Annotated in this window: 13 protein-coding genes; 10 read left to right on the top strand and 3 right to left on the bottom strand. The window is 56.6% G+C overall.

The window, feature by feature from the left end; genetic code table 11:
* Nucleotides 1–462: 462 nt before the first annotated feature.
* The 8 genes from gltB (ACSF8X_RS04750) (at nucleotide 463) to ACSF8X_RS04715 (ending at nucleotide 16028) form a co-directional block, all read left to right on the top strand.
* Nucleotides 463–5010, top strand: coding sequence for a glutamate synthase large subunit (gene gltB / locus ACSF8X_RS04750; protein WP_500850802.1), 4548 nt, complete (start codon nucleotides 463–465; stop codon nucleotides 5008–5010).
* Nucleotides 5003–6475: a glutamate synthase subunit beta gene (locus tag ACSF8X_RS04745; RefSeq protein ID WP_047879643.1), complete on the top strand. Its 1473-nt coding sequence runs from the start codon at nucleotides 5003–5005 to the stop codon at nucleotides 6473–6475. Before gltB (ACSF8X_RS04750) ends, ACSF8X_RS04745 begins: the two co-directional genes overlap by 8 nt.
* Nucleotides 6476–6810: 335 nt before the next feature.
* Entirely contained in the window at nucleotides 6811–11274 is a 4464-nt protein-coding gene (gltB, locus tag ACSF8X_RS04740) for a glutamate synthase large subunit (protein WP_500850801.1), read from the top strand.
* Between the two features lie 11 nt (nucleotides 11275–11285).
* Complete coding sequence (locus tag ACSF8X_RS04735) at nucleotides 11286–12698, top strand: FAD-dependent oxidoreductase (protein ID WP_047879641.1); 1413 nt, start codon at nucleotides 11286–11288, stop codon at nucleotides 12696–12698.
* A gap of 118 nt (nucleotides 12699–12816) precedes the next feature.
* The gene (mtnN, locus tag ACSF8X_RS04730) at nucleotides 12817–13512 is read left to right on the top strand and encodes a 5'-methylthioadenosine/S-adenosylhomocysteine nucleosidase (protein ID WP_047879640.1); all 696 of its coding nucleotides are present in this window, start codon (nucleotides 12817–12819) and stop codon (nucleotides 13510–13512) included.
* Nucleotides 13512–14468, top strand: coding sequence for a cobalamin biosynthesis family protein (locus ACSF8X_RS04725; protein WP_047879639.1), 957 nt, complete (start codon nucleotides 13512–13514; stop codon nucleotides 14466–14468). Before mtnN ends, ACSF8X_RS04725 begins: the two co-directional genes overlap by 1 nt.
* Nucleotides 14469–15293 carry a vitamin B12 ABC transporter substrate-binding protein BtuF gene (btuF, locus tag ACSF8X_RS04720; RefSeq protein ID WP_047879638.1) on the top strand — a complete coding sequence of 275 codons (825 nt, stop codon included), beginning with the start codon at nucleotides 14469–14471 and terminating at the stop codon, nucleotides 15291–15293.
* Nucleotides 15294–15416: 123 nt separating this feature from the next.
* Nucleotides 15417–16028, top strand: coding sequence for a TRIC cation channel family protein (locus ACSF8X_RS04715; RefSeq protein ID WP_047879637.1), 612 nt, complete (start codon nucleotides 15417–15419; stop codon nucleotides 16026–16028).
* 65 nt (nucleotides 16029–16093) lie between these two features.
* On the opposite strand, the gene tyrS is transcribed toward ACSF8X_RS04715, so the two are convergent.
* The gene (gene tyrS / locus ACSF8X_RS04710) at nucleotides 16094–17281 is read right to left on the bottom strand and encodes a tyrosine--tRNA ligase (protein WP_047879636.1); all 1188 of its coding nucleotides are present in this window, start codon (nucleotides 17279–17281) and stop codon (nucleotides 16094–16096) included.
* A 126-nt stretch (nucleotides 17282–17407) separates the two neighbouring features.
* Here tyrS and shyC point away from each other — a divergent pair, with 126 nt between their 5' ends.
* Nucleotides 17408–18727, top strand: a complete 1320-nt coding sequence (shyC, locus tag ACSF8X_RS04705; protein ID WP_047879635.1) for a peptidoglycan DD-endopeptidase ShyC — start codon at nucleotides 17408–17410, stop codon at nucleotides 18725–18727.
* Between the two features lie 85 nt (nucleotides 18728–18812).
* Here the strand turns inward: shyC and erpA are convergent, their stop codons facing one another.
* Nucleotides 18813–19154, bottom strand: a complete 342-nt coding sequence (erpA, locus tag ACSF8X_RS04700; protein WP_047879634.1) for an iron-sulfur cluster insertion protein ErpA — start codon at nucleotides 19152–19154, stop codon at nucleotides 18813–18815.
* Nucleotides 19155–19214: 60 nt separating this feature from the next.
* Nucleotides 19215–20618, bottom strand: a complete 1404-nt coding sequence (gene clcA / locus ACSF8X_RS04695) for a H(+)/Cl(-) exchange transporter ClcA (protein ID WP_500850800.1) — start codon at nucleotides 20616–20618, stop codon at nucleotides 19215–19217.
* Nucleotides 20619–20902: 284 nt separating this feature from the next.
* Between clcA and hemL the strand changes: the two genes are divergently transcribed.
* Complete coding sequence (hemL, locus tag ACSF8X_RS04690) at nucleotides 20903–22198, top strand: glutamate-1-semialdehyde 2,1-aminomutase (RefSeq protein WP_047879632.1); 1296 nt, start codon at nucleotides 20903–20905, stop codon at nucleotides 22196–22198.
* Nucleotides 22199–22282 lie beyond the last annotated feature (84 nt).

The raw sequence follows: 22282 nt of genomic DNA, 5'->3' as shown, positions 1-22282 counted from the left end.
AACGCTCCGTTTTTACCTCTCGACAGTATAACCACACCAAAAACAAGTCTATTTAAGCACGATATGCATAATGCAAATCATTCTCGAATTATTACTCAATCTACCCGCCTAGAAATTCATTCATTTGCCAAGGAGTTGGCGGTTGGCGCGAATTTTTGTTGGTAATTGATAAATCAAAATTGTAGGATAGTTACAGCTGTGTGCAATTTATGAGCAATAAATGTGACTATATTTCTGTTTTCTACAGATTTTAATGTCGCTTCCCATCAAAAATGCAGTGCTTTTGCATACCAGAGCAACAGTGCTACAGAGTTTAGTTTGCTACGCAAGATAACATCATCCCACAGCAAACCACCCGCAAGAACCGGACAGGAGTCCATCTAAGGTCTGCGGGAAACAATCAAAATTAGGGATAACTCAGGCATCTGGAGCGGTGCCTGTTGAAACTGGAAGGAAGTATCTATGACAGATCAAGAGCTGAATGCTCAGGGACTTTATGTGCCTGAAATGGAGCACGATGCCTGCGGTATCGGCTTTGTCGCCCATCTGAAGAACCGCAAATCCCACCAAATCGTCACTCAAGCCCTTGATATGCTTGCACGAATGGAGCACCGTGGTGGCCAAGGCTGCGATCCATGCAGCGGTGACGGTGCGGGGATCCTGCTACAAAAACCCCATGAATTCCTGTTGGAAGAGTCCGTCAAGCTGGGGATCCGCCTACCGGCGTTTGACCGCTACGGTATCGGGGTCGTACTGTTCCCTAAAGATGAATACAAGCGCCAACAATGCCGCGATATCCTCGAACGCAATGCCAAGCGCCTCGACCTCGAGGTGTTGGGCTACCGGGTGCTACCTGTCGACAACTCAATGATCGGCGACGACCCGCTAAGCACCGAGCCCCAGTTCGAGCATGTCTTTATTACCGGCGGTCCGAGCCTTGATCCTGCCACCCTCGAGCGCAAACTGTACGTATTGCGAAACTACACGGTAAGGGTGTGCCTCGAGAGCGTGTCCAACATCGGTGATGACTTCTACATCAACTCGCTGTCGTACAAGACCCTTGTCTACAAAGGACAGCTCACCACCGAGCAGGTTCCCCAATACTTCCTCGACCTCCAGAACCCATCGATGGTCACCGCGCTGGCGCTGGTTCATTCCCGTTTTTCGACCAACACTTTCCCGAAATGGCGTCTGGCCCAGCCGTTCCGCTATATCGCCCACAACGGCGAGATCAACACCGTGCGCGGCAACCTCAACTGGATGAAGGCACGCGAGGCGATCCTCGAATCGGACCTATTCAGCCAGCAGGAAATCGACATGCTGCTGCCGATCTGCCAAGAAGGCAGCTCGGACTCCTCCAACTTCGACATGGCGCTGGAACTGCTGGTACTTTCCGGCCGTAGCCTGCCCCATGCCCTGATGATGCTGATCCCCGAAGCATGGCAGGAAAATAAAGGGATGGATCCCAAGCGCCGGGCATTTTACCAATACCACGCCAACATGATGGAACCGTGGGACGGCCCGGCCTCGGTCTGCTTCACCGACGGGGTTCAGGTCGGTGCCACCCTTGACCGTAACGGCCTGCGACCATCGCGCTATACCGTCACCAAGGACGACTTCCTGATCATGGCCTCCGAATCCGGGGTCATTGAAATTGAACCGGAAAACATCCACTACCGCGGCCGCCTGCAGCCGGGGCGGATTTTCGTTGCCGATCTCGAACAGGGCCGGATCATTTCCGACGAAGAAGTCAAAGACACGATTGCCTCGGCCCAGCCCTACGAACAATGGGTACTGGAAAACCTGCTGACCCTCAAGGGGCTGCCGGAAGCCGACAACATGCACCACCAGCCGACCCCTGAGCGCCTTTTGCATCACCAACAGGCATTCGGCATCAGCTCAGAAGAGGTCAATGAAATTCTGGTACCGCTGGCAAAAACTGGCTATGAGCCGCTCAGTGCTATGGGTGCCGACTGGCCGCTGGCCGTACTGTCCCACCAGTCCCAGCACCTGTCTAACTACTTCAAACAGCTCTTTGCCCAAGTCACCAACCCGCCGATCGATCCAATCCGCGAGCGCATGGTGATGTCGCTCAATACCTATCTGGGCAAAGACCAAAACCTGCTTAGCGAAAGCCCTCAGCACTGCCAGAAGGTCGAGCTGGAATCACCGGTACTGAGCAATGCCGAGCTGGAGAAACTGCGCGCAATCGACAACGAGCACCTCCAGGCGAAGACTCTTGATATCGTATTTCGTGCCAGCGGCGAGCCGGGCAAGCTCGAGCGCGCCCTCAAGCGGATCTGCCAGTACTCCGAAGATGCGGTCAACGACGGCTATTCGATCATCATTTTGACTGACCGCGCAGTGAACTCCAACCACGCCGCTATTCCGGCGATGCTCGCTGTCGGTGCAGTTCACCACCACCTGATCCGCAAGGGTCTCCGCGCCAAGTGCGACATCGTGGTCGAGACCGGTGATGCGCGCGAAACCCACCATTTTGCGACCTTGGTCGGCTATGGTGCCAATGCCGTCAACCCGTATCTGGTTACCGAAACGCTGGTTGACCTGCAGCGCAAGCGCAAGCTCGATCCGGAAATCCCGACCGAAACCCTGTTCAACAACTACCGCAAAGGGGTCAACGGCGGCCTGCTCAAGATCTTCTCCAAGATGGGGATCTCGACCTTGCAGTCCTACCACGGCGCTCAGATTTTCGAAGCGCTCGGGATCAGCAAGAGTGTGGTCGACAAGTACTTCACCGGCACCGTCTCGCGTATCGAGGGCCTGACCATCGATGATATCGCCAAGGAAGTGTTGGTCCGCCACCGCTTCGGCTACCCGACCCGCGAAGTGCCAATCCAGATGCTCGACGTCGGCGGGGTCTACCAGTGGAAACAGCGCGGCGAAAAGCACCTGTTCAACCCTGAAACCATCTCTTTGCTGCAGCAGTCAACCCGCAACAAGGACTATGCCCAGTTCCTGCAATATGCCAAGGCCGTTGACGAGCAGGGCGATGATGCAGCAACGCTTCGCAGCCAGCTTGAATTCGTCAAAAACCCAGCCGGATCTATCCCGCTGGAAGAAGTCGAGCCTATCGAAAGCATTCTGGCGCGCTTTGCCACCGGTGCAATGAGCTTCGGCTCGATATCCTACGAGGCCCACTCAACACTGGCCGTTGCCATGAACCGCATCGGGGCCAAGTCGAACTCTGGCGAGGGCGGCGAAGACCCAGCCCGTTTCGAAAAGAAAGCCAATGGCGACTGGGAGCGTTCGGCGATCAAGCAGGTAGCCTCGGGCCGCTTCGGTGTGACCTCCTACTACCTGACCAATTCGGACGAAATCCAGATCAAGATGGCCCAAGGCGCCAAGCCGGGCGAAGGCGGCCAGCTGCCGGGTGACAAGGTCGATGACTGGATTGGCGCAACCCGCCACTCTACCCCGGGGGTCGGCCTGATTTCGCCGCCACCACACCATGATATCTACTCCATCGAGGATTTGGCCCAGCTGATCTACGATCTCAAGAACGCCAACCGCAAGGCGCGGGTCAACGTCAAGCTGGTCTCAGAGGCAGGCGTCGGCACCATTGCATCGGGCGTCGCCAAAGCCAAGGCCGATGTGGTACTCATTGCCGGCTTCGACGGCGGCACCGGGGCATCACCGATGTCTTCTATCCGCCATACCGGCCTGCCGTGGGAGCTCGGCCTTGCCGAAACCCACCAGACCCTGCTCAAAAACGGCCTGCGCAACCGGATCGTGGTCCAGACCGACGGCCAGATGAAGACCCCTCGCGACCTTGCCGTTGCCACCTTGCTCGGTGCCGAGGAATGGGGCGTGGCCACCGCCGCCCTGGTGGTCGAAGGCTGTATCATGATGCGCAAGTGCCACAAGAACACCTGCCCGGTGGGGATCGCCACCCAGAACAAGACCCTGCGCGAGCGATTCGACGGCCGAGTGGAAGATGTCGTGACCTTCTTCCAGTACATGGCCAACGGCCTGCGTGAAATCATGGCAGAACTGGGCTTTAGCACGATCGATGAGATGGTCGGCCAATCCCACAAACTGAAGATCCGCGATGGCATCGGCCACTGGAAATACCAGAACCTCGATCTGAGCCCGGTACTGTTCAGCGAGCCGGCCCGTGCCGAAGACGGCATCTATAACCAGCGCGAGCAAGAGCATGGCTTGGAGGCGGTGCTTGACCGCAAGCTGATCGAGGCCGCCGCGCCAGCCCTTTACGAGGGCAAGCAGGTCGACGCCGAGTTCGGCATCATCAATACCGACCGCAGTACCGGCACAATGCTGTCCAATGAAATCTCCAAGATTTACAAAGACGGCGGTCTGCCCCAGCCGATGAACGTCAAGTTCTACGGTTCAGCCGGCCAGAGCTTCGGCGCTTTCCTCGCCAAGGGCGTGAAATTCGAGGTCGAAGGCGATGCCAACGACTACTGGGGCAAAGGGCTGTCTGGCGGTACCTTGGTACTCTACCCGGATGCCAAGTCTGACATCGTGCCGGAAGACAACATCGTGGTCGGCAACGTCTGCTTCTACGGCGCGACATCGGGTGACTCCTACATCCGAGGGATGGCTGGCGAGCGCTTCTGCGTGCGTAACTCCGGTGCCCGCGTCGTCGTAGAAGGTGTTGGGGACCACGGCTGTGAGTACATGACCGGCGGCATTGCCGTGATCCTCGGCCAGACCGGCCGCAACTTCGCCGCAGGCATGAGCGGTGGTGTGGCCTACGTCTGGGATCAGTTCGACGATTTCGCCACCAAGCTCAATCCTGAACTGGTTGACCTCGACCCGCTGGAAGAGGAAGACAAAGTATTGCTGCACGACATGCTGACCAAGCACCTTGCCTACACTGGCAGTACGGTTGCCCAGATGTTCCTCGACAACTTCGAGGGCAACTTGGCGAAAATAGCCAAAGTTATGCCAAGGGACTACAAGGCCGTACTGGCCAAGCGCAAAGCCGAAGCACAGAACAAGGAAGAGTTGGAGGCCATCAATGGGTAAGCCTACTGGATTTTTGGAGTTTGGCCGCGAGCTGCCAAGCAAGAAAGACCCGAGCGTTCGTATCGCGGACAACAAGGAGTTTGTTCTCAATACGGAGTTTGGTGACAAGATCAACCAGCAGTCTGCGCGCTGCATGGACTGCGGTGTGCCGTTCTGCCACAACGCCTGCCCGATCGGCAATATCATCCCTGAGTTCAACGATGCGGTGTTTCGTGACAGCTGGGAAGAAGCGTGGAATATCCTGAGCTCGACCAACAACTTCCCGGAGTTCACTGGGCGAGTTTGCCCGGCACCGTGTGAGAGCGGATGCGTGCTGGGTATTAACCAAGACCCGATCACCATCTGCAACATCGAGAAGACCATTGTCGAAACGGCATACCGTGAAGGGTATGCCAAACCCAAAACCCCACGCACCCGATCCGGCAAGACGGTAGCGATCATCGGCTCAGGGCCCGCAGGCCTTGCGGCAGCCGAGCAACTCAACAGCGCCGGCCACTGCGTGACGGTATTTGAGCGCGATGAGAAAGTCGGCGGTCTGCTGCGCTTCGGGATCCCCGATTTCAAATTGGGTATGGATATCATCGACCGCAAAATCAACCTGATGGCCGAAGCCGGGATCAAGTTTGAAGTCAACGCCCATGTCGGGGTCAATATCAATGCCCGCCAGTTGCGCCAAGACTTTGATGTCGTCCTGCTCACCGGCGGCTCAACCGTACCGCGCGACCTCCCCATCCCGGGGCGCGAGCTCAAGGGGGTTCACTTCGCGATGGAGTTCCTGGCCCAGAATAACCGCCGCGCCAACGATATGGATTTGAAAACAGAAGAAATCCATGCCAAAGACAAGCATGTGGTGGTCATCGGTGGCGGTGATACCGGCTCTGACTGCGTAGGTACATCCAACCGCCACGGGGCAACCAGCATTACCCAGGTGGAAATCCTTCCGATCCCACCGGAAAAACGCCCAGTAAACCAGCCGTGGCCGTCATACCCGATGATCCTGCGGACATCGACCTCCCACGAGGAAGGCTGCGACCGCCATTGGAATATCCTGACCAAAGAGTTCATCGGTGATGAGGCGGGCAACCTCAAGGCCCTGCGCATCGCCGATATCCAATGGCAGGATGCCAAGCCCGGCGAGCGCCCGGCGTTTACCGAAGTGGCTGGTTCAGAGCGAGTCATCCCATGTGATCTGGCCTTTCTGGCGATGGGCTTCCTTCATCCAGAGCCCCACGGTGTGCTGGCACAGCTAGATATCGCCCTTGATGATCGCGGCAATGTCGCCACAAAGGGCTTTGCTACCAACCAACCGGGCGTCTTTGCCGCCGGTGATATGCGTACCGGCCAGTCGTTAGTGGTTCGCTGTATCAACGAAGGCCGCGAATGCGCCCGAGAAATTGATACCTACCTGCTCGGTGGTTCAAACCTCGAAGCCAAAGCCAGCTCGCTAATGCTCTCTGACGTATAAGTCTTGCTTCTCTACTCCCAAAACCGGCCTCGGCCGGTTTTTTTATATCGACATCCCGTTCTATCGGCTTCATCACTTTTCTCGTCACGCATTAATTCTACCCTAGCCCGGCAAGGTTGCGGAAATGTTTACACAAGCACAGGCGTTTGACCTTTTTGTAAATAGCCGTTAACTTGAAAGATCGCTGGACGCATAGGTATACCTACCGCCAAGCCTGCCTGCTCACAGTCATTAACGAACGGGAAACGGTACCAAGGTTACACTTAAGGCGGTCAGGATAAGAGTCGACACATGCTGTATCACTGCCTGCAAGGCAGGAGCAAGGGAGCGTTGCAATGACACTGTATAACCCAATGCTGGACAAAGATAACTGCGGCTTCGGGCTCATCGCCCACATCGAAGGGGAAACCAGCCACCGCCTTGTCCGTACCGCCATCTCCGCCCTTGACCGGATGACCCATCGCGGCGGGATCGCCGCCGACGGCAAGACCGGCGACGGCTGCGGCCTGCTGATGAAAAAGCCCGACAGTTTCTACCGGGGGATAGCCGAAGATAACGGCTGGAAACTCTCACGGGAGTTTGCCGTGGGAATGCTATTTCTGAGCCAAGACCCGATCCGAGCCGAGCAGGCAAGAACCGTCATCCTTGAAGAGCTAGGCAGGGAAACACTCTCTCTGGCAGGTTGGCGTGAGGTACCTATCAACCCGCAGGTGCTCGGCCCGATAGCCAACGATAGCCTGCCCAATATCGAGCAGATCTTTGTCAATGCCCCCGCAGGCTGGAAGCCGCGCGACATCGACAGGCGGCTGTATGTTGCCCGCCGCCGGATCGAAAAGCGGCTAAGCGGTGATCCTGACTTCTATATTTGCAGCTTTTCTACGCAAGTCACCGTCTACAAGGGCCTGTGCATGCCCGCCGATCTGCCCCGCTTCTACCTTGATCTCGGTGATATCCGGCTGGAATCGTCTATATGCCTGTTCCACCAGCGCTTCTCGACCAACACCCAGCCGCGCTGGCCTCTGGCCCAGCCATTTCGCTATCTTGCCCATAACGGCGAGATCAACACCATTGCAGGCAACCGCCAATGGGCAAGGGCCCGCTCTTATAAATTTGCCTCACCGCTGTTGCCCGACTTGCAAAACGCAGCCCCGTTTGTCAACGAAACCGGATCCGACTCCTCCAGCCTCGACAACATGCTCGAACTGTTTCTGGCCGGCGGGATGGATTTGTTCCGGGCGATGAGGATGCTGGTTCCTCCTGCGTGGCAGAACCACCCTGACATGGATCCGGCCTTGCGGGCCTTCTATGATTTCAACTCTATGCACATGGAACCATGGGACGGCCCTGCGGGGATAGTGATGTCCGACGGCCGCTATGCCGCCTGCAACCTCGACCGCAACGGCCTGCGCCCGGCACGCTACGTGATCACCAAGGACAAGCTAATCACCCTGGCCTCCGAGATTGGGATCTGGGATTACGCCCCGGACGAAGTGGCCGAAAAAGGCCGCGTCGGCCCCGGGGAGTTGCTGGTTATCGATACCAAGTTCGGCAAAATATGGCACTCCACCGATATCGACAGCGATCTGATGGGCCGCCATCCTTACAAGGCGTGGATGGACAGCCACGTTAAGCGACTGGTACCGTTCGAAAACCTCGGTGATGAACAAGTCGGGAGCCGCTCACTTGAAGACAGCGAGCTTACCACCTACCAGAAACTGTTCGGAGTAAGCCGCGAGGAGCTTGACCAGGTTCTCCGGGTCATTGGCGAAAACGGCCAAGAGGCAACAGGATCCATGGGGGACGATGCCCCGATGGCGGTACTTTCCTCCCGCGAGCGGGCTGTAACCGATTATTTCCGCCAGATGTTTGCCCAAGTCACCAACCCGCCGATTGACCCGCTGCGAGAAAAACATGTGATGTCGTTGGCCACCTGTATCGGTCGCGAGATGAACGTATTTTGCGAAACCGATGGCCATGCCTACCGGGTCGCCTTCTCCTCGCCGGTCTTGCTCTACTCGGATCTGGTCCAGTTGCTCGAATTGGATGACCAGCATTACCGCAACAGCATTATCGATATCAATTTCAACCCTGCCGACAAAGATCTCGCGCAGGCCATTACCGAGATCTGCGATCAGGCCGAACGACTGGTACGCGGAGGGACCGTGCTGCTGGTTCTCTCCGACCGCGGCATTAACGCCGGCAGATTACCGATCCCGGCGGCAATGGCCGTCGGCGCGGTCCAAAAGCGCCTGGTCAGTACCGACCTGCGCTGCGACGCCAACATCATTGTCGAAACGGCAACCGCCCGTGACCCGCACCAATTCGCGGTCTTGCTCGGCTTCGGGGCCACGGCCATCTACCCTTATCTGGCCTATGAGTCCCTCGGCAAACTGGTCGACAGCGGCGCCATTGCCAAGCCATACCGCGAGGTCATGCTCAACTTCCGCAACGGGATCAACAAAGGGCTCTACAAGATCATGTCCAAGATGGGGATATCGACCATCGCCTCCTACCGTTGCGCCATGCTGTTCGAGGCCGTCGGCCTCGCCGACGAGGTGGTCGATCTCTGCTTTGACGGCGTCGCCAGCCGGATCCAAGGGGCTGGCTTTGCCGACTTCCAGCAAGAGTTGTTCAACCTGTCGCGCCGGGCTTGGCTCAAACGCAAGCCGATCGAACATGGCGGGTTGCTCAAGTACGTCCACGATGGCGAGTTCCATGCCTACAACCCCGATGTCGTTGGCACCCTTCAAACGGCCGTTAAATCCGGGCACTACGAGGACTATCTGGCTTTCGCGCAAACCGTCAATACCCGCCCGGTCGCGGCTATCCGTGATCTGCTCCGCCTCAAGAAAAGCGACGATCCTATTCCCATCGCGCAGGTCGAACCTGCCGCCGGGCTTTACAAGCGCTTCGATTCGGCCGCGATGTCGATCGGGGCATTGAGCCCCGAAGCCCACAAAGCGTTGGCGACGGCCATGAACCGCCTCGGCGGCTATTCTAATTCTGGTGAGGGCGGCGAAGATCCCTGTCGCTTCAACAGCGAGCGCAATTCGCGGATCAAGCAGGTGGCATCGGGCCGCTTCGGGGTAACCCCGCACTACTTGGTCAACGCCGATGTCATCCAAATCAAGGTGGCACAAGGCGCCAAGCCCGGCGAGGGCGGCCAGTTGCCCGGCCACAAGGTCACCAGCGAGATCGCCAAGCTGCGCTTTGCGGTTCCCGGCGTTACCCTCATCTCGCCGCCGCCGCACCACGATATCTACTCAATCGAGGATTTAGCCCAGCTAATCTTCGACCTCAAGCAGGTCAACCCCGAGGCGCTGGTGTCGGTCAAGCTGGTCTCCGAGCCAGGCGTCGGCACCATCGCTACCGGCGTCGCCAAGGCGTACGCCGATCTCATCACCATATCCGGCTATGACGGCGGCACCGGGGCCAGCCCCCTCACCTCGGTCAAGTACGCCGGAAGTCCGTGGGAACTCGGGCTGGCCGAGACCCAACAGGCCTTAGTCGCCAACGGCCTGCGCCACAAGATCCGGCTTCAGGTCGACGGTGGTCTGAAAACCGGCCTCGATGTGGTCAAGGCCGCGATTCTCGGCGCAGAGAGCTTCGGCTTCGGCACCGCCCCGATGGTTGCACTAGGCTGTAAGTACCTACGGATCTGCCACCTCAACAACTGTGCGACCGGCGTTGCGACCCAAGATGAGACCCTACGCCGCGACTTCTTCAAAGGCCTGCCAGAACAGGTCATGAATTACTTCGTCGGTCTCGGCCAAGAAGTCAGGGAGTTGCTCGCCATGCTCGGGGTTGAACAGCTCACCGACCTTATCGGCCGAACCGAACTGCTGGAGGTCATCGAGGGCTTTACCGCCAAGCAGAGCAGACTTGATCTATCACCAGTACTCGCCAGCCCAACCCCGCTGGCGGGCAAGACGCTCTATTGCAGCGAGCCCAACACCCCATTCGACAACGCCGAGCTCAACGCCTCCTTGCTCGAATTGGCACTGCCTGCCATTGATTCGCGCTGCGGCGCTGAGATCCACCAGACCATTCGCAACACTGATCGCTCAGTGGGTGCCCGCCTATCTGGCGAGATCGCCAAGCGCTGGGGCAATCAGGGAATGGCTTCAGCACCGATCACCCTCAACCTGACGGGCACCGCTGGCCAGTCATTCGGGGTATGGAATGCTGGCGGCCTCAATTTGATCCTGACCGGCGATGCCAATGACTACGTCGGCAAGGGGATGACCGGCGGCCAAATCATCATCCGGCCACCGCTGGGCTCTGCCTTCAAGTCACACCAGTCAACGATTATCGGCAATACCTGCCTCTACGGCGCTACCGGCGGCAAACTGTTTGCCGCCGGCAAGGCCGGGGAGCGCTTTGCGGTACGTAACTCAGGCACCATCGCGGTGATCGAAGGCGCGGGGGACAACGCCTGTGAATACATGACCGGGGGCATAGTGGCCATTCTTGGCAAAACCGGGGTCAACTTCGGTGCCGGGATGACAGGGGGATTCGCCTATATCCTCGACGAGGACGGAGACTTTGCCGGTAGGGTCAACAGTGAGCTGGTCGAGGCCCTGCCGCTGTCCAAGCTCAAAATCCACCAGGAACACCTGCGCGGGCTGCTTGAACGCCATCTGGAACTGACCGGCTCCGATCGCGCCCAGGCAATCCTTGCCGAATTTGACCAGTGGATCCCCCGGTTCTACCTTGCCAAGCCGAAATCCGCCGACGTCAACACCTTGCTCGGGCACCAGAGCCGCTCGGCAGCCGAGCTCCGCGTTCAAGCACAATAGGAGGGAGACCGATGAGCCAGAACGTATACCAGTTTATTGATGTGGCCCGGATCGACCCGCACAAGAAGCCACTGAAAGTACGCAAGATCGAGTTCGTCGAAATCTACGAACCCTTTACCCAGCAGCAGGCCGGGGCCCAAGCTGACCGCTGCCTAGACTGCGGCAACCCCTATTGCGAATGGAAATGCCCGGTGCACAACTACATTCCCCAATGGCTTAAACTGGCCAACGAGGGACGGATCATCGAAGCCGCCGAACTGTCCCACCAGACCAATACCCTGCCCGAGGTCTGCGGCCGGGTCTGCCCGCAAGACCGGCTCTGCGAGGGCTCTTGCACCCTCAACGAGGACTTCGGGGCGGTGACGATCGGCAATATCGAAAAGTACATCACCGACAAGGCATTTGAGATGGGCTGGAAGCCTGACATGTCGCAGGTGGAATGGACCGAGCGCAAGGTCGCCATCGTCGGCGCGGGCCCTGCCGGCCTCGCCTGTGCCGACGTACTGGTGCGCAACGGGGTCAAGCCCGTGGTCTTTGACCGCTACCCCGAGATCGGCGGCCTGCTCACCTTCGGGATCCCCTCCTTCAAACTTGAAAAGAAGGTCATGGTCAATCGCCGCAAAGTCTTCACCGAGATGGGGGTGGAATTCAGGCTCAACACCGAAATCGGCAAGGATATCATGATGGCCGATCTGATCGCCGACTACGATGCGGTCTTCCTCGGTGTCGGGACCTACAAGAACATGCGAGCGGGCCTAGTCAACGAAGATGCGCCCGGCGTCTATGATGCCCTGCCGTTTTTGGTCGCCAATACCTATCGGGTCATGGAGCTGGAGGGAGACAGCCACTACATCGACATGCAAGGCAAGCAGGTGGTGGTACTCGGGGGTGGTGATACGGCTATGGACTGCGTGCGAACCTCAATACGCCAAGGGGCCAGCAAAGTGATTTGTGCCTACCGCCGAGACGAAGCCAATATGCCCGGCTCGAGGCGCGAGGTGAAAAATGCCCGAGAGGAAGGCGTCAGCTTCAAGTTCAACCTCCAGCCCATTGGCCTTGAGATCAATTCCCAAGGCCATATTTGCGGGGTAAGGATGGTCAAAACGGCACTAGGCGAGCCGGATGCGGCCGGACGACGACGACCCGAAACCGTGCCGGACAGCGAGCATGTTTTACCTGCCGATGCGGTGATCATGGCCTTTGGCTTCCAGCCCCATGCGATGCCGTGGCTGGCCGACTTCGATGTCGACCTCGATCAACAAGGGAGGATCATGACCCACAGTCAAAACAACATGGCCTTCCAGACCAGCAACCCGAGAATTTTTGCCGGGGGCGATGCCGTAAGAGGCTCGGATCTGGTGGTAACCGCCATCGACGAGGGACGTCGCGCCGCAGGCGGGATCCTCGACTATCTCGGGCTCTGAACCTCATCGCCACCTTGCGACTGCTTGGCAATTGGCCAGTTAGCCGTGGTACAATTAGCGCCATATCAAGCCCCCCGCTCCTCGGGGGGCTTTATCCACCTAACAAGAGACTCAATTGATGAAAATCGGCATTATCGGTGCGATGGAGCAAGAAGTTGCCATCCTGAAAGATCAACTGACCAACTGCGAAACCCACCAGAAAGCAGGTTGTACATTCTATACCGGTACCCTTAACGGCGCAGACGTCGTACTGCTGCAATCTGGGATCGGCAAGGTCGCCGCGGCGGTGGGTACAGCGATTCTGCTTGAAATTTTCCAGCCTGACGTCGTACTGAACACCGGCTCTGCCGGCGGTTTCGACAGCAGCCTGAATGTCGGTGATGTTGTTGTATCAACCGAAGTACGCTACCACGATGCTGACGTAACCGCATTCGGCTACGAAATCGGCCAAATGGCCCAGCAGCCAGCGGCTTTTGCTTCTGACAGCAAATTGATGGCAGTTGCCGAGCAAGCTCTTGCTGGCAGTGACATGCACGCCGTTCGCGGCCTGATCTGTACCGGTGATGCGTTTGTCTGCTCAGCAGAAAAGCAAGCCTTCATCCGTGACAACTTCCCAAGCGTAGTTGCGGTAGAAATGGAAGCGGCGGCGATTGCCCAGGCTTGTCACCAGTTCAACGTGCCTTTCGTGGTTGTACGTGCAATTTCTGATGTGGCCGACAAAGAATCACCAATGAGCTTCGACGAATTCCTGCCGCTAGCCGCACAGAGCTCATCTGTCATGGTTGCCAAAATGGTTGAGCTACTGAACGCATAATGAGTGACGCCATTGCATTAGTAACAGCCTACCCGACCCTGCTCGCGCTGTGGGGCGCACTGGCATTGCAATGGCTGTTGCCTATCCCGCCCCATCTGCATCCCTTGCAGGTGGGGCAACAATTAGCCAGTGCCATTGCCGCCAAAGTCATCAAATCCGATGATTCCCCTCGCCAGCAGCAACTGTCCGGCCTGCTTGCCTGGTGTCTGGTTTGGCTCACACCGCTGATTTTGCTAATTTGCGCCTACCAACTAGTCTGGTTCGAAGCGGCCTTTCACATCACGCTCCTCTGGCTTGCCCTCGGCTGGCGTGAAACCTCTACGTTCAGCAAACAGTTTATCCAGGCTTTCAACCGCGAGGACAAAACCGTTTGCCGCCTGCTACTCGGACTGCGCATTAACCGCCAAACCGATAGCCTGTCCCTGCTTGGGCTGGGCAAAGCCGCCGCTGAAACCTTGCTGCTTGGCTATGGCCGCCATGTTGCCGGTGTCTTGTTCTGGTACGCCCTTAGCGGTGGTATCGGCGCTCTTATGTACCGCCTTGCCGTGACCTTGGCGCGTACCTGGTCACCAAGACATCCCGGCTACCAATATTTCGGACTGCCCGCGGTACGCCTGCTGGCCGTCTTCGAGCTGATCCCGCTCCGCATTTTTGCGGTGTTGATTTGCCTTGGCCGTAACAGCAAGGCAGCGCTATCCGGGCTTGCCAGCCAAGGTGAAAATTGGCTACTACCGGGCCCGGGGTGGTTACTGGCCGCTACCGGTCACAAGTTATCCCTCTCTCTTGGCGGGCCTGCTATCTATCACCAAACCAAACGCGAACGGCCACGTATCGGTGGAAAAATTGCCCCGGCAGCACTGCATCTTGCCCAAATTGACCGCATCGCCAATACCCGTTTGCTGATCTGGGTACTGCTGCAATCACTGCTTTTGATACTATTTCAAGGGACTGTATAAATGCGCACCACGCTATTTAGCTTCTTCCTGCTCCTTGCCAGCCCGTTATCATTCGCGGCAGCCGAGCGGATCATCAGCCTTTCTCCCCATACCACTGAGCTCGCCTATGCCGCGGGCCTCGGCGACAAACTGGTTGCCGCAAGCGACTACAGCGACTATCCGGAAGCCGCCAAGCAGCTAGAACGGGTCGCCAACTACCGAGGGATCAAACTAGAGCGGATCATCGCCCTCAAGCCGGATTTAATCCTAGCCTGGCAAGGCGGAAACCCTAGCCGCGAGATGGCGAGGCTGGAACAGCTAGGCTACAAGGTGTATTACTCCAACCCTAAGACCCTCGACGATATCGCCACCTCGCTGGAGAACTTGAGCCAGTATGCTGCCGACCCGAGCATCGCCGAACGTGCCGCTAACCAATTTCGCCAGCAGCTGAACGAGATGCGGGCCAAGTATCACCACCAGCGCCCGGTTGGCTATTTCTACCAGTTGAGCGACAGCCCGATCATCACCGTGGCCGACAACAGCTGGCCGAGCCAGGTATTTACCCTTTGTGGCGGCCGTAATATCTTCGCGGAAAGCCCAGCCGCCTACCCGCAGGTCTCCGTTGAACAAGTGATACTTCGCCAGCCAGAGGTGATCTTCGGCACCGCCCATGCCACAGCCGATCCGCACCGCTGGAACCAGTGGCAGGATGAACTCCCATCCGTGGCTAACGGACACCTCTATACCCTGACTTCCGACTGGCTAAACCGGCCGACCCCAAGGACAATCAATGCCGTCAGGGAGGTCTGCCAGTACCTCGACTCGGTGCGCGAGGCTACACAGTGACAGGCCATAAAAATTCATTGTGAGAATCTTCACAAAGCCATCGCAACGAGTTGTGCGAAGGCCCATTAAACGTACAATCAGCGCGTTTGCCTTCTTCCCTATCAGCTTTCAACAGGTAACGTGATGCTAATCTATATTCTTGATATGTTCGGCACAGCCGTTTTTGCCGCATCGGGCGTCCTTCTAGCTGGGCGTTTACGGATGGATCCTTTCGGTGTTGTCGTGCTTGCTAGTGTGACGGCTATCGGTGGCGGTACCATCCGCGATATGGCTCTGGGTGCTACGCCTGTCTTCTGGGTCAACGATACCAATTACCTGTGGGTAATATTCGTTACCTGCCTGATCAGCATGGCGGCGATTCGCCGGCCACGGCATATGCCTTGGTGGATCCTGCCAGTTGCCGATGCTATCGGCCTTGCCGTCTTCGTCGCCATCGGTGTCGAAAAGGCATTGCGTTTCGGGGCAACGCCAATGGTGGCGGTGATCATGGGGGTAATGACTGGCTGTGGCGGCGGGGTGATCCGTGACGTTCTGGCGCGTGAAATACCTATGGTGCTAAGAACCGAGGTATATGCCACGGCCTGTATTGTCGGCGGTATTGTCCATACCACGGCACTGACTGTCGGTGTACAAGCCTCAGTCGCAACACTGGCCGGTATCATCACCACCTTGGTGATCCGTCTGGCCGCAATCCGTTGGCACCTGTCGCTACCGACCTTTGCCCTTCGCTCTTGACTCTAATCTACAACTATAAAAAAACCGCCGTAAGGCGGTTTTTTTATTCAGCGGTAGCCAATCAATTACTTGATGGTTACACGGGCAAACTTGCGCTTACCTACTTGGTACACTGCGGTACCAGCGGCTGGAACAAGTTTAGTGTCTTCGATCTTCTCGCCGTCTTGCTTTGCAGCACCTTGGCGGATCATACGCAGCGCATCAGACGTCGAATTAACCAGACCCGCATCTTTTAGCAGGTTGCTGATCGCAATACCGGCTTCGAATTCGAATTCCGGCATCTCTTCAGGCATCGCGCCTTTCTGGAAGCGGTTGATGAACTCTTGCTCAGCAGCTTCGGCATCCGCTTCGCTATGGAAACGAGCGATGATTTCTTTCGCCAGCAGGATCTTAACGTCACGTGGGTTCTTGCCAGCAGCAATATCTGCCTTGAACTGCTCGATCTCTTCCAATGGGCGGAAAGACAGTAGTTCGTAGTAGTTCCACATCAGATCGTCGGAAATCGACATGATCTTACCGAACATTTCAGTCGGGCTATCGGAGATACCAATGTAGTTGTTCGCTGACTTGGACATCTTCTTCTCGCCGTCCAAACCAACAAGCAATGGCATAGTCAGAACAACCTGAGGCTTCTGGCCATTGGCTTTTTGCAGCTCACGGCCCATCAGCAGGTTGAACTTCTGGTCGGTACCACCAAGCTCAACGTCTGTATGCATTGCCACTGAGTCATAGCCCTGCAGCAGCGGGTACATAAACTCGTGAATCGCAATCGGGCGACCTTCGTTGTAACGCTTTTTGAAATCGTCACGCTCAAGCATACGGGCAACAGTCTGGTTGGCCGCCAAGCGGATCATCCCTTCTGCACCTAGCTCAGACAACCAGCTTGAGTTGAACGCGATCTTGGTCTTTTCAGGATCAAGGATCTTGAATACCTGATCAGTGTACGACTTGGCGTTCTCGATAACCTGCTCACGCGTCAGTGGCGGGCGGGTTGTGTTTTTACCGGTTGGATCACCCACCATGGCAGTAAAATCGCCAATCAGGAAAGTGACTTCGTGGCCCAGCTCCTGGAACGTACGTAGCTTGTTCAGAATAACAGTGTGGCCAAGGTGGATATCCGGGGCCGTTGGATCCGCGCCCAGTTTGATTCGAAGTGGACGGTCTTCTTTTAGCTTGGCAATCAGCTCTTCTTCCGGAATCAGCTCATCAACACCGCGCTTAATTTCAGCTAATGCTTGTTCAATGCTGGCCATTCTTGTTTGCTCCCACAGAATTGGCAAAAAAGTCATAATCCTCAATCTTACTTGAATAGCGATGTTTTTTGAAACCAGTTAGACTACAGGGGTCCTATTTTTTCCGAAATCGTAAAAAAACCACTCATGCCGATATCGATATTCCGCCGGTTGCCACGGATGCACCAACTTCTTATTGCCTCGCTCAGTACGGTTATCGTTTTGCTGATGCTCTGGCCAAACAACGAAAGCCGAAGTCAACCCGAGCGAAAATTTGAAATAGGCAAGCTTTATCCGCTCGATATCGACCATTCTGCCTTGGCAATGCGGCCAATGGAAAACAATGAAACGCCACTCGTCCCGTCCCTAACCTGGAAAGAGCACAAGATAAAATCAGGCGAAAGTCTAGCCGTGGTTTTTGACAAAGTCGGCTTGAGTCCGAGCACACTCTACCGTCTGGTTAATGCCGATCAGGGAACCAAGGGGCTCACCGACCTGCGCCCGGGCGATAAGCTACGCTTCGGCTTTGACGAGAACAACGAACTGATCCAGCTTATCCAACCCAAGAGCGTCACTGAAACCCTTGTCGTCACCCGTACTGCTGACAGCTATTTCTCAAAGGTTGAGTCGAAGAAGGTCGATACCCAGCTCAATTTCGCCCAAGCGGTGATCACCAGTAGCTTCTGGAGTGCTGCCGACAAAGCCGGGCTGACGGCCAACCAAATCATGGAGATCGCCGGGCTCTTCGGCTGGGATATCGACTTCGCCCTTGATATCCGCCAAGGGGACAGTTTCTCTGTACTTTTCGAAGAGCAATTCGTTGAAGGCGAGGCCATCGGCCGAGGTGATATCATTGCCGCGACCTTTACCAACCTCGGCCAGACGTTCACCGCCATCCGCAGTGAAGATGGCAAGTACTACGACCAATTCGGCAGTGCAATGCGCAAGGCCTTCCTTCGCTCGCCGATCAACTTCCGCTACGTCAGCTCGAACTTCAACCCTCGCCGCCTCCACCCTGTGACGGGCAAAGTCCGCGCCCACCGCGGCACCGACTACGTCGCCCCGGTAGGCACGCCGATCTGGGCCGCCGGTGATGGCGTGGTAATGAAATCTGCCTACAACAAATTCAACGGCAACTATGTCTTCATCCGCCACAGCTCGACCTACATTACCAAGTACCTCCATATGACCAAACGCAAAGTCAAAACTGGCCAGCGGGTGAAACAGGGACAGGTGATCGGCACGCTAGGTGGAACCGGACGGGTAACAGGCCCTCACCTGCACTACGAATTTTTGGTTAATGGCGTCCACAAGAACCCGCGTACAGTAAAACTGCCGCAGGCTCGCTCGCTTAAAGGGCAGGAGAAACGCAAATTCATTGAGTATGCCAACGAGCGACTGGCCCAACTCAACCAATTCAGCCAGCTGATTGCCGACAACAGCCCGCTCATCAACAACCGCAGCTAGCGTTGGGCATTTGACTTGCGTACAACAATAAAAAAACCGCCCGAGGGCGGTTTTTTTGTATTATCGTCAAGCCGGTAGGGACGACTTACACGCTGAACGATGCACCACAGCCACAGGTAGTCGTGGCGTTAGGGTTGTTCACGAAGAAACGCGAACCTTCCAGACCTTCGGTGTAATCGACGGTACCGCCGATCAGGTACTGCAGGCTCATTGGGTCAACAACCAATGTCACACCGCATTTCTCGATGGTGGTATCACCGTCATTCACTTTCTCATCAAAAGTAAAACCGTACTGAAAACCGCTACAACCACCGCCAGTGATATAGACGCGTAGTTTCAGATCCGGGTTTTCTTCCTCGGCGATCAGCGTTTTGACCTTGTTCGCTGCAACATCGGAAAAATTCAGCGGCAAGTTGGCATCGCTCATTAAAAACCTCTCATATACGTTGGGTCATTGCGGTGATTATCTAATACCTGAGTAATACGTTCAAGTATTGACCGCCTCCGACTGCTCTCGGTGGGCCATTTTTTCCTTTTCTATCGTCCGATGCAACAGCTGAGAGTAAATAGGCTGCCCGCCGAGCACCTGGGCCAGCATGGTTGCCCCCAAAGTGGTAATAATCAGCGGCAGGATCAAATGGTAGTTATTGGTCATTTCGATCACCAGCAAGATACCGGTGATCGGCGCCCTTACCGTCGCGGCAAACAACGCGCCCATACCGGCAATGGCAAACATACCTGGCTGAAGCCCCAAATCAGGGAAATAGTGCTGGGCAACGGCACCGAAGAAAGTACCGAACAGGGTTCCCAAGGCCAGCATCGGGGCAAAAATCCCCCCCGGTGCTCCCGAACCGAAACAAATCAAGGTCGTTGCGACACGGGCAACGAACAGCAAGAACAACAGGCCCACCCCATACTCGCCATTCGTGGCACTTGGGATCAAGGCGATACCGCCACCGGTGAGCTCTGGCAAATACAAGAGCAGCAGACCAAATACCCCGCCAAGCACACTGCCGGTGATCAGATAGCGGCGACGGTTGTTGCGGTGGATCTTGACGAACATATCCTGAGTCAAGGTGACCAATTTGTTGAACACAACCCCGAAGACCCCGAAGGCCATACCGAGCAGCAGGAACAACCACAGCGAGCGCAGCACTGGCGCATCGTACTGTGGCATGGAGATCACTGCCTCCTGGCCGGATAGGCTCCGAAATACAAGATTGGCAGTCACCGCCGAAATCATCACGCACTTGATGGAAATCAAGCTATAGCGAAACTGCGGCCGCATCTCTTCGACCACGAACATAATCCCGGCCAACGGCGCATTGAAGGCCGCGGCCAGACCACCTGCCGCCCCTGAGGCAAGCAAGGCATGGCGGCCTTCCTTGTCACGCAAGCGGAACATATCTGACACCATTCGGCCAATATTGCCGCCCATCTGAACCGATGGGCCCTCGCGGCCTAGTACCATCCCCGATCCCAGCGCCCCGAGGCCGCCGATAAATTTCACCGGCAGCACCCGCCACCAGCGAACCGGGCGCAGATCATCCATCGCCCCTTCAATCTCGGGGATCCCTGAACCACCAGCTTCTGGCGCAAAACGGTGCACGAGGTAATACCCCAACAGGGCAAGTAAGGCGCTGATCAAAAAAGCGGACAACCACAGCGGCAACATACTGCTGAACTCGGCCCGGAGCCACTCGGTGCGCTGTTCGGAAATCCAATGCACACAAATCTCGAACAGGGTCGACAACAGCCCGGCCCCCACCCCTACCAATGCAGAGAGGAAAAGTACCGAAACAGGGGTCTTATCCCGAGAAAGGAACCGCCTGACCAGCCCGCTAGGCTGCAAACGTTCAGACGCAGGAGTGCCTTGATTTATATCAGTCATGAGTTAGCCGCACATTTTTGAGAGTTTTCCCGGAGCCGGGACTAGATGGAGTCTGCCTCCTGCCGCTGGCTAGCTGCTGGGCTGGCATCATTGGACAAGGGCAATCTGATAAAAGGATAGTCCCTGTGAAGAAAAATGAATATAACCATTGTTGGAAACTAGCATTGCATCCTTGTGCGCCCCGTGTACGGTCACACCTAGGACGTAGCAACTTTGAAACATTGCCAGACCCTAGTACAATGCCCGAAGTTCACATTGGACATTGTCAATAACAGGATACCCCGATGAGCAAATCCGCTGATTTATTTGCCAAAGCGCAACAAACGATCCCTGGTGGCGTTAACTCGCCTGTACGTGCATTCGCCGGTGTCGGCGGCAGCCCGCTGTTTATCGATCGTGCTGACGGCGCCTATATCTTCGATGCTGACGGCAAAGCCTACATCGACTACGTTGGCTCATGGGGCCCGATGATCCTGGGTCACAACCACGTGGCAATCCGCGACGCTGTTATCAAAGCCGCCCAGCAGGGCCTGAGCTTCGGCGCACCGACCGAAATGGAAATCACCATGGCCGAGCTAGTTTCCAAGCTGGTTCCGTCAATGGAAATGGTCCGTATGGTGAGCTCGGGTACCGAGGCGACCATGAGTGCAATCCGTCTGGCCCGTGGCTTCACCGGCCGCGACAAGATCATCAAGTTCGAGGGCTGCTACCACGGCCACGCCGACTGCCTGCTTGTAAAAGCCGGCTCTGGCGCACTGACTCTTGGCCAGCCAAGCTCTCCGGGTGTCCCTGCAGATTTCGCCAAGCACACCCTGACATGCACATTCAACGACCTTGACTCGGTACGCGAAGCATTCGTTGAGAACCCTGATCAGGTTGCCTGTATCATCGTCGAGCCAGTTGCCGGCAACATGAACTGCATTCCACCGGTACCGGGCTTCCTTGAAGGTCTGCGTACTATCTGTGACGAGTTCGGCGCGCTGCTGATCATCGATGAGGTAATGACCGGTTTCCGCGTGGCCCAAGGCGGTGCGCAGGCTTACTACAACGTTAAGCCTGATCTAACAACGCTGGGCAAGGTCATCGGCGGCGGTATGCCTGTTGGTGCCTTCGGCGGACGCCGCGACGTGATGGAATACATCGCACCGACCGGCCCGGTTTACCAAGCTGGTACCCTATCGGGCAACCCAGTTGCGATGGCGGCAGGTTATGCCTGCCTGAGCGTACTGACCGAAGAAGGCAACGAGGCCCGTCTGGCCAATATTACCCAGCGTCTTGCCGAAGGCTTCCAGTCATTGGCTGACAAATACGGTATCCCGATGATCACGCACCAGGTCGGCGGCATGTTCGGCTTCTTCTTCACTGATCAAGAAAGCGTGACCTGCTACGGCGACGTAGCCAAGTGTGATGTGGAACGCTTCAAGCGCTTCTTCCACCTGATGCTTGAAAAGGGCGTTTACCTTGCACCATCGGCTTACGAGGCTAGCTTTACCTCGCTGGCTCACGGCGACAAGGAAATCGAAGCAACTCTTGAGGCTGCCGAGTTTGCCTTTGCCGCACTGGCAGCGGAAGCAAAATAAGGCCCACGGCCATGAATCGACAAAGCCGCTCACAATGAGCGGCTTTTTTTGTTATCAACCTTGCCAGAAGACCAGAGCCATCGC

The sequence above is a fragment of the Photobacterium panuliri genome (assembly GCF_059920555.1).
Note: the sequence above shows the minus strand (reverse complement) of the source record. Positions and strands in the feature narration are given on the sequence as shown.

Coding starts and splice junctions, on each gene's coding strand:
- clcA (WP_500850800.1), bottom strand. CDS start 20,618: ATGACTGATATAAATCAAGGCACTCCTGCGTCTGAACGTTTGCAGCCT.
- ACSF8X_RS04745 (WP_047879643.1), top strand. CDS start 5,003: ATGGGTAAGCCTACTGGATTTTTGGAGTTTGGCCGCGAGCTGCCAAGC.
- ACSF8X_RS04715 (WP_047879637.1), top strand. CDS start 15,417: ATGCTAATCTATATTCTTGATATGTTCGGCACAGCCGTTTTTGCCGCA.
- erpA (WP_047879634.1), bottom strand. CDS start 19,154: ATGAGCGATGCCAACTTGCCGCTGAATTTTTCCGATGTTGCAGCGAAC.
- shyC (WP_047879635.1), top strand. CDS start 17,408: ATGCCGATATCGATATTCCGCCGGTTGCCACGGATGCACCAACTTCTT.
- ACSF8X_RS04735 (WP_047879641.1), top strand. CDS start 11,286: ATGAGCCAGAACGTATACCAGTTTATTGATGTGGCCCGGATCGACCCG.
- mtnN (WP_047879640.1), top strand. CDS start 12,817: ATGAAAATCGGCATTATCGGTGCGATGGAGCAAGAAGTTGCCATCCTG.
- gltB (WP_500850802.1), top strand. CDS start 463: ATGACAGATCAAGAGCTGAATGCTCAGGGACTTTATGTGCCTGAAATG.
- gltB (WP_500850801.1), top strand. CDS start 6,811: ATGACACTGTATAACCCAATGCTGGACAAAGATAACTGCGGCTTCGGG.
- hemL (WP_047879632.1), top strand. CDS start 20,903: ATGAGCAAATCCGCTGATTTATTTGCCAAAGCGCAACAAACGATCCCT.
- ACSF8X_RS04725 (WP_047879639.1), top strand. CDS start 13,512: ATGAGTGACGCCATTGCATTAGTAACAGCCTACCCGACCCTGCTCGCG.
- btuF (WP_047879638.1), top strand. CDS start 14,469: ATGCGCACCACGCTATTTAGCTTCTTCCTGCTCCTTGCCAGCCCGTTA.
- tyrS (WP_047879636.1), bottom strand. CDS start 17,281: ATGGCCAGCATTGAACAAGCATTAGCTGAAATTAAGCGCGGTGTTGAT.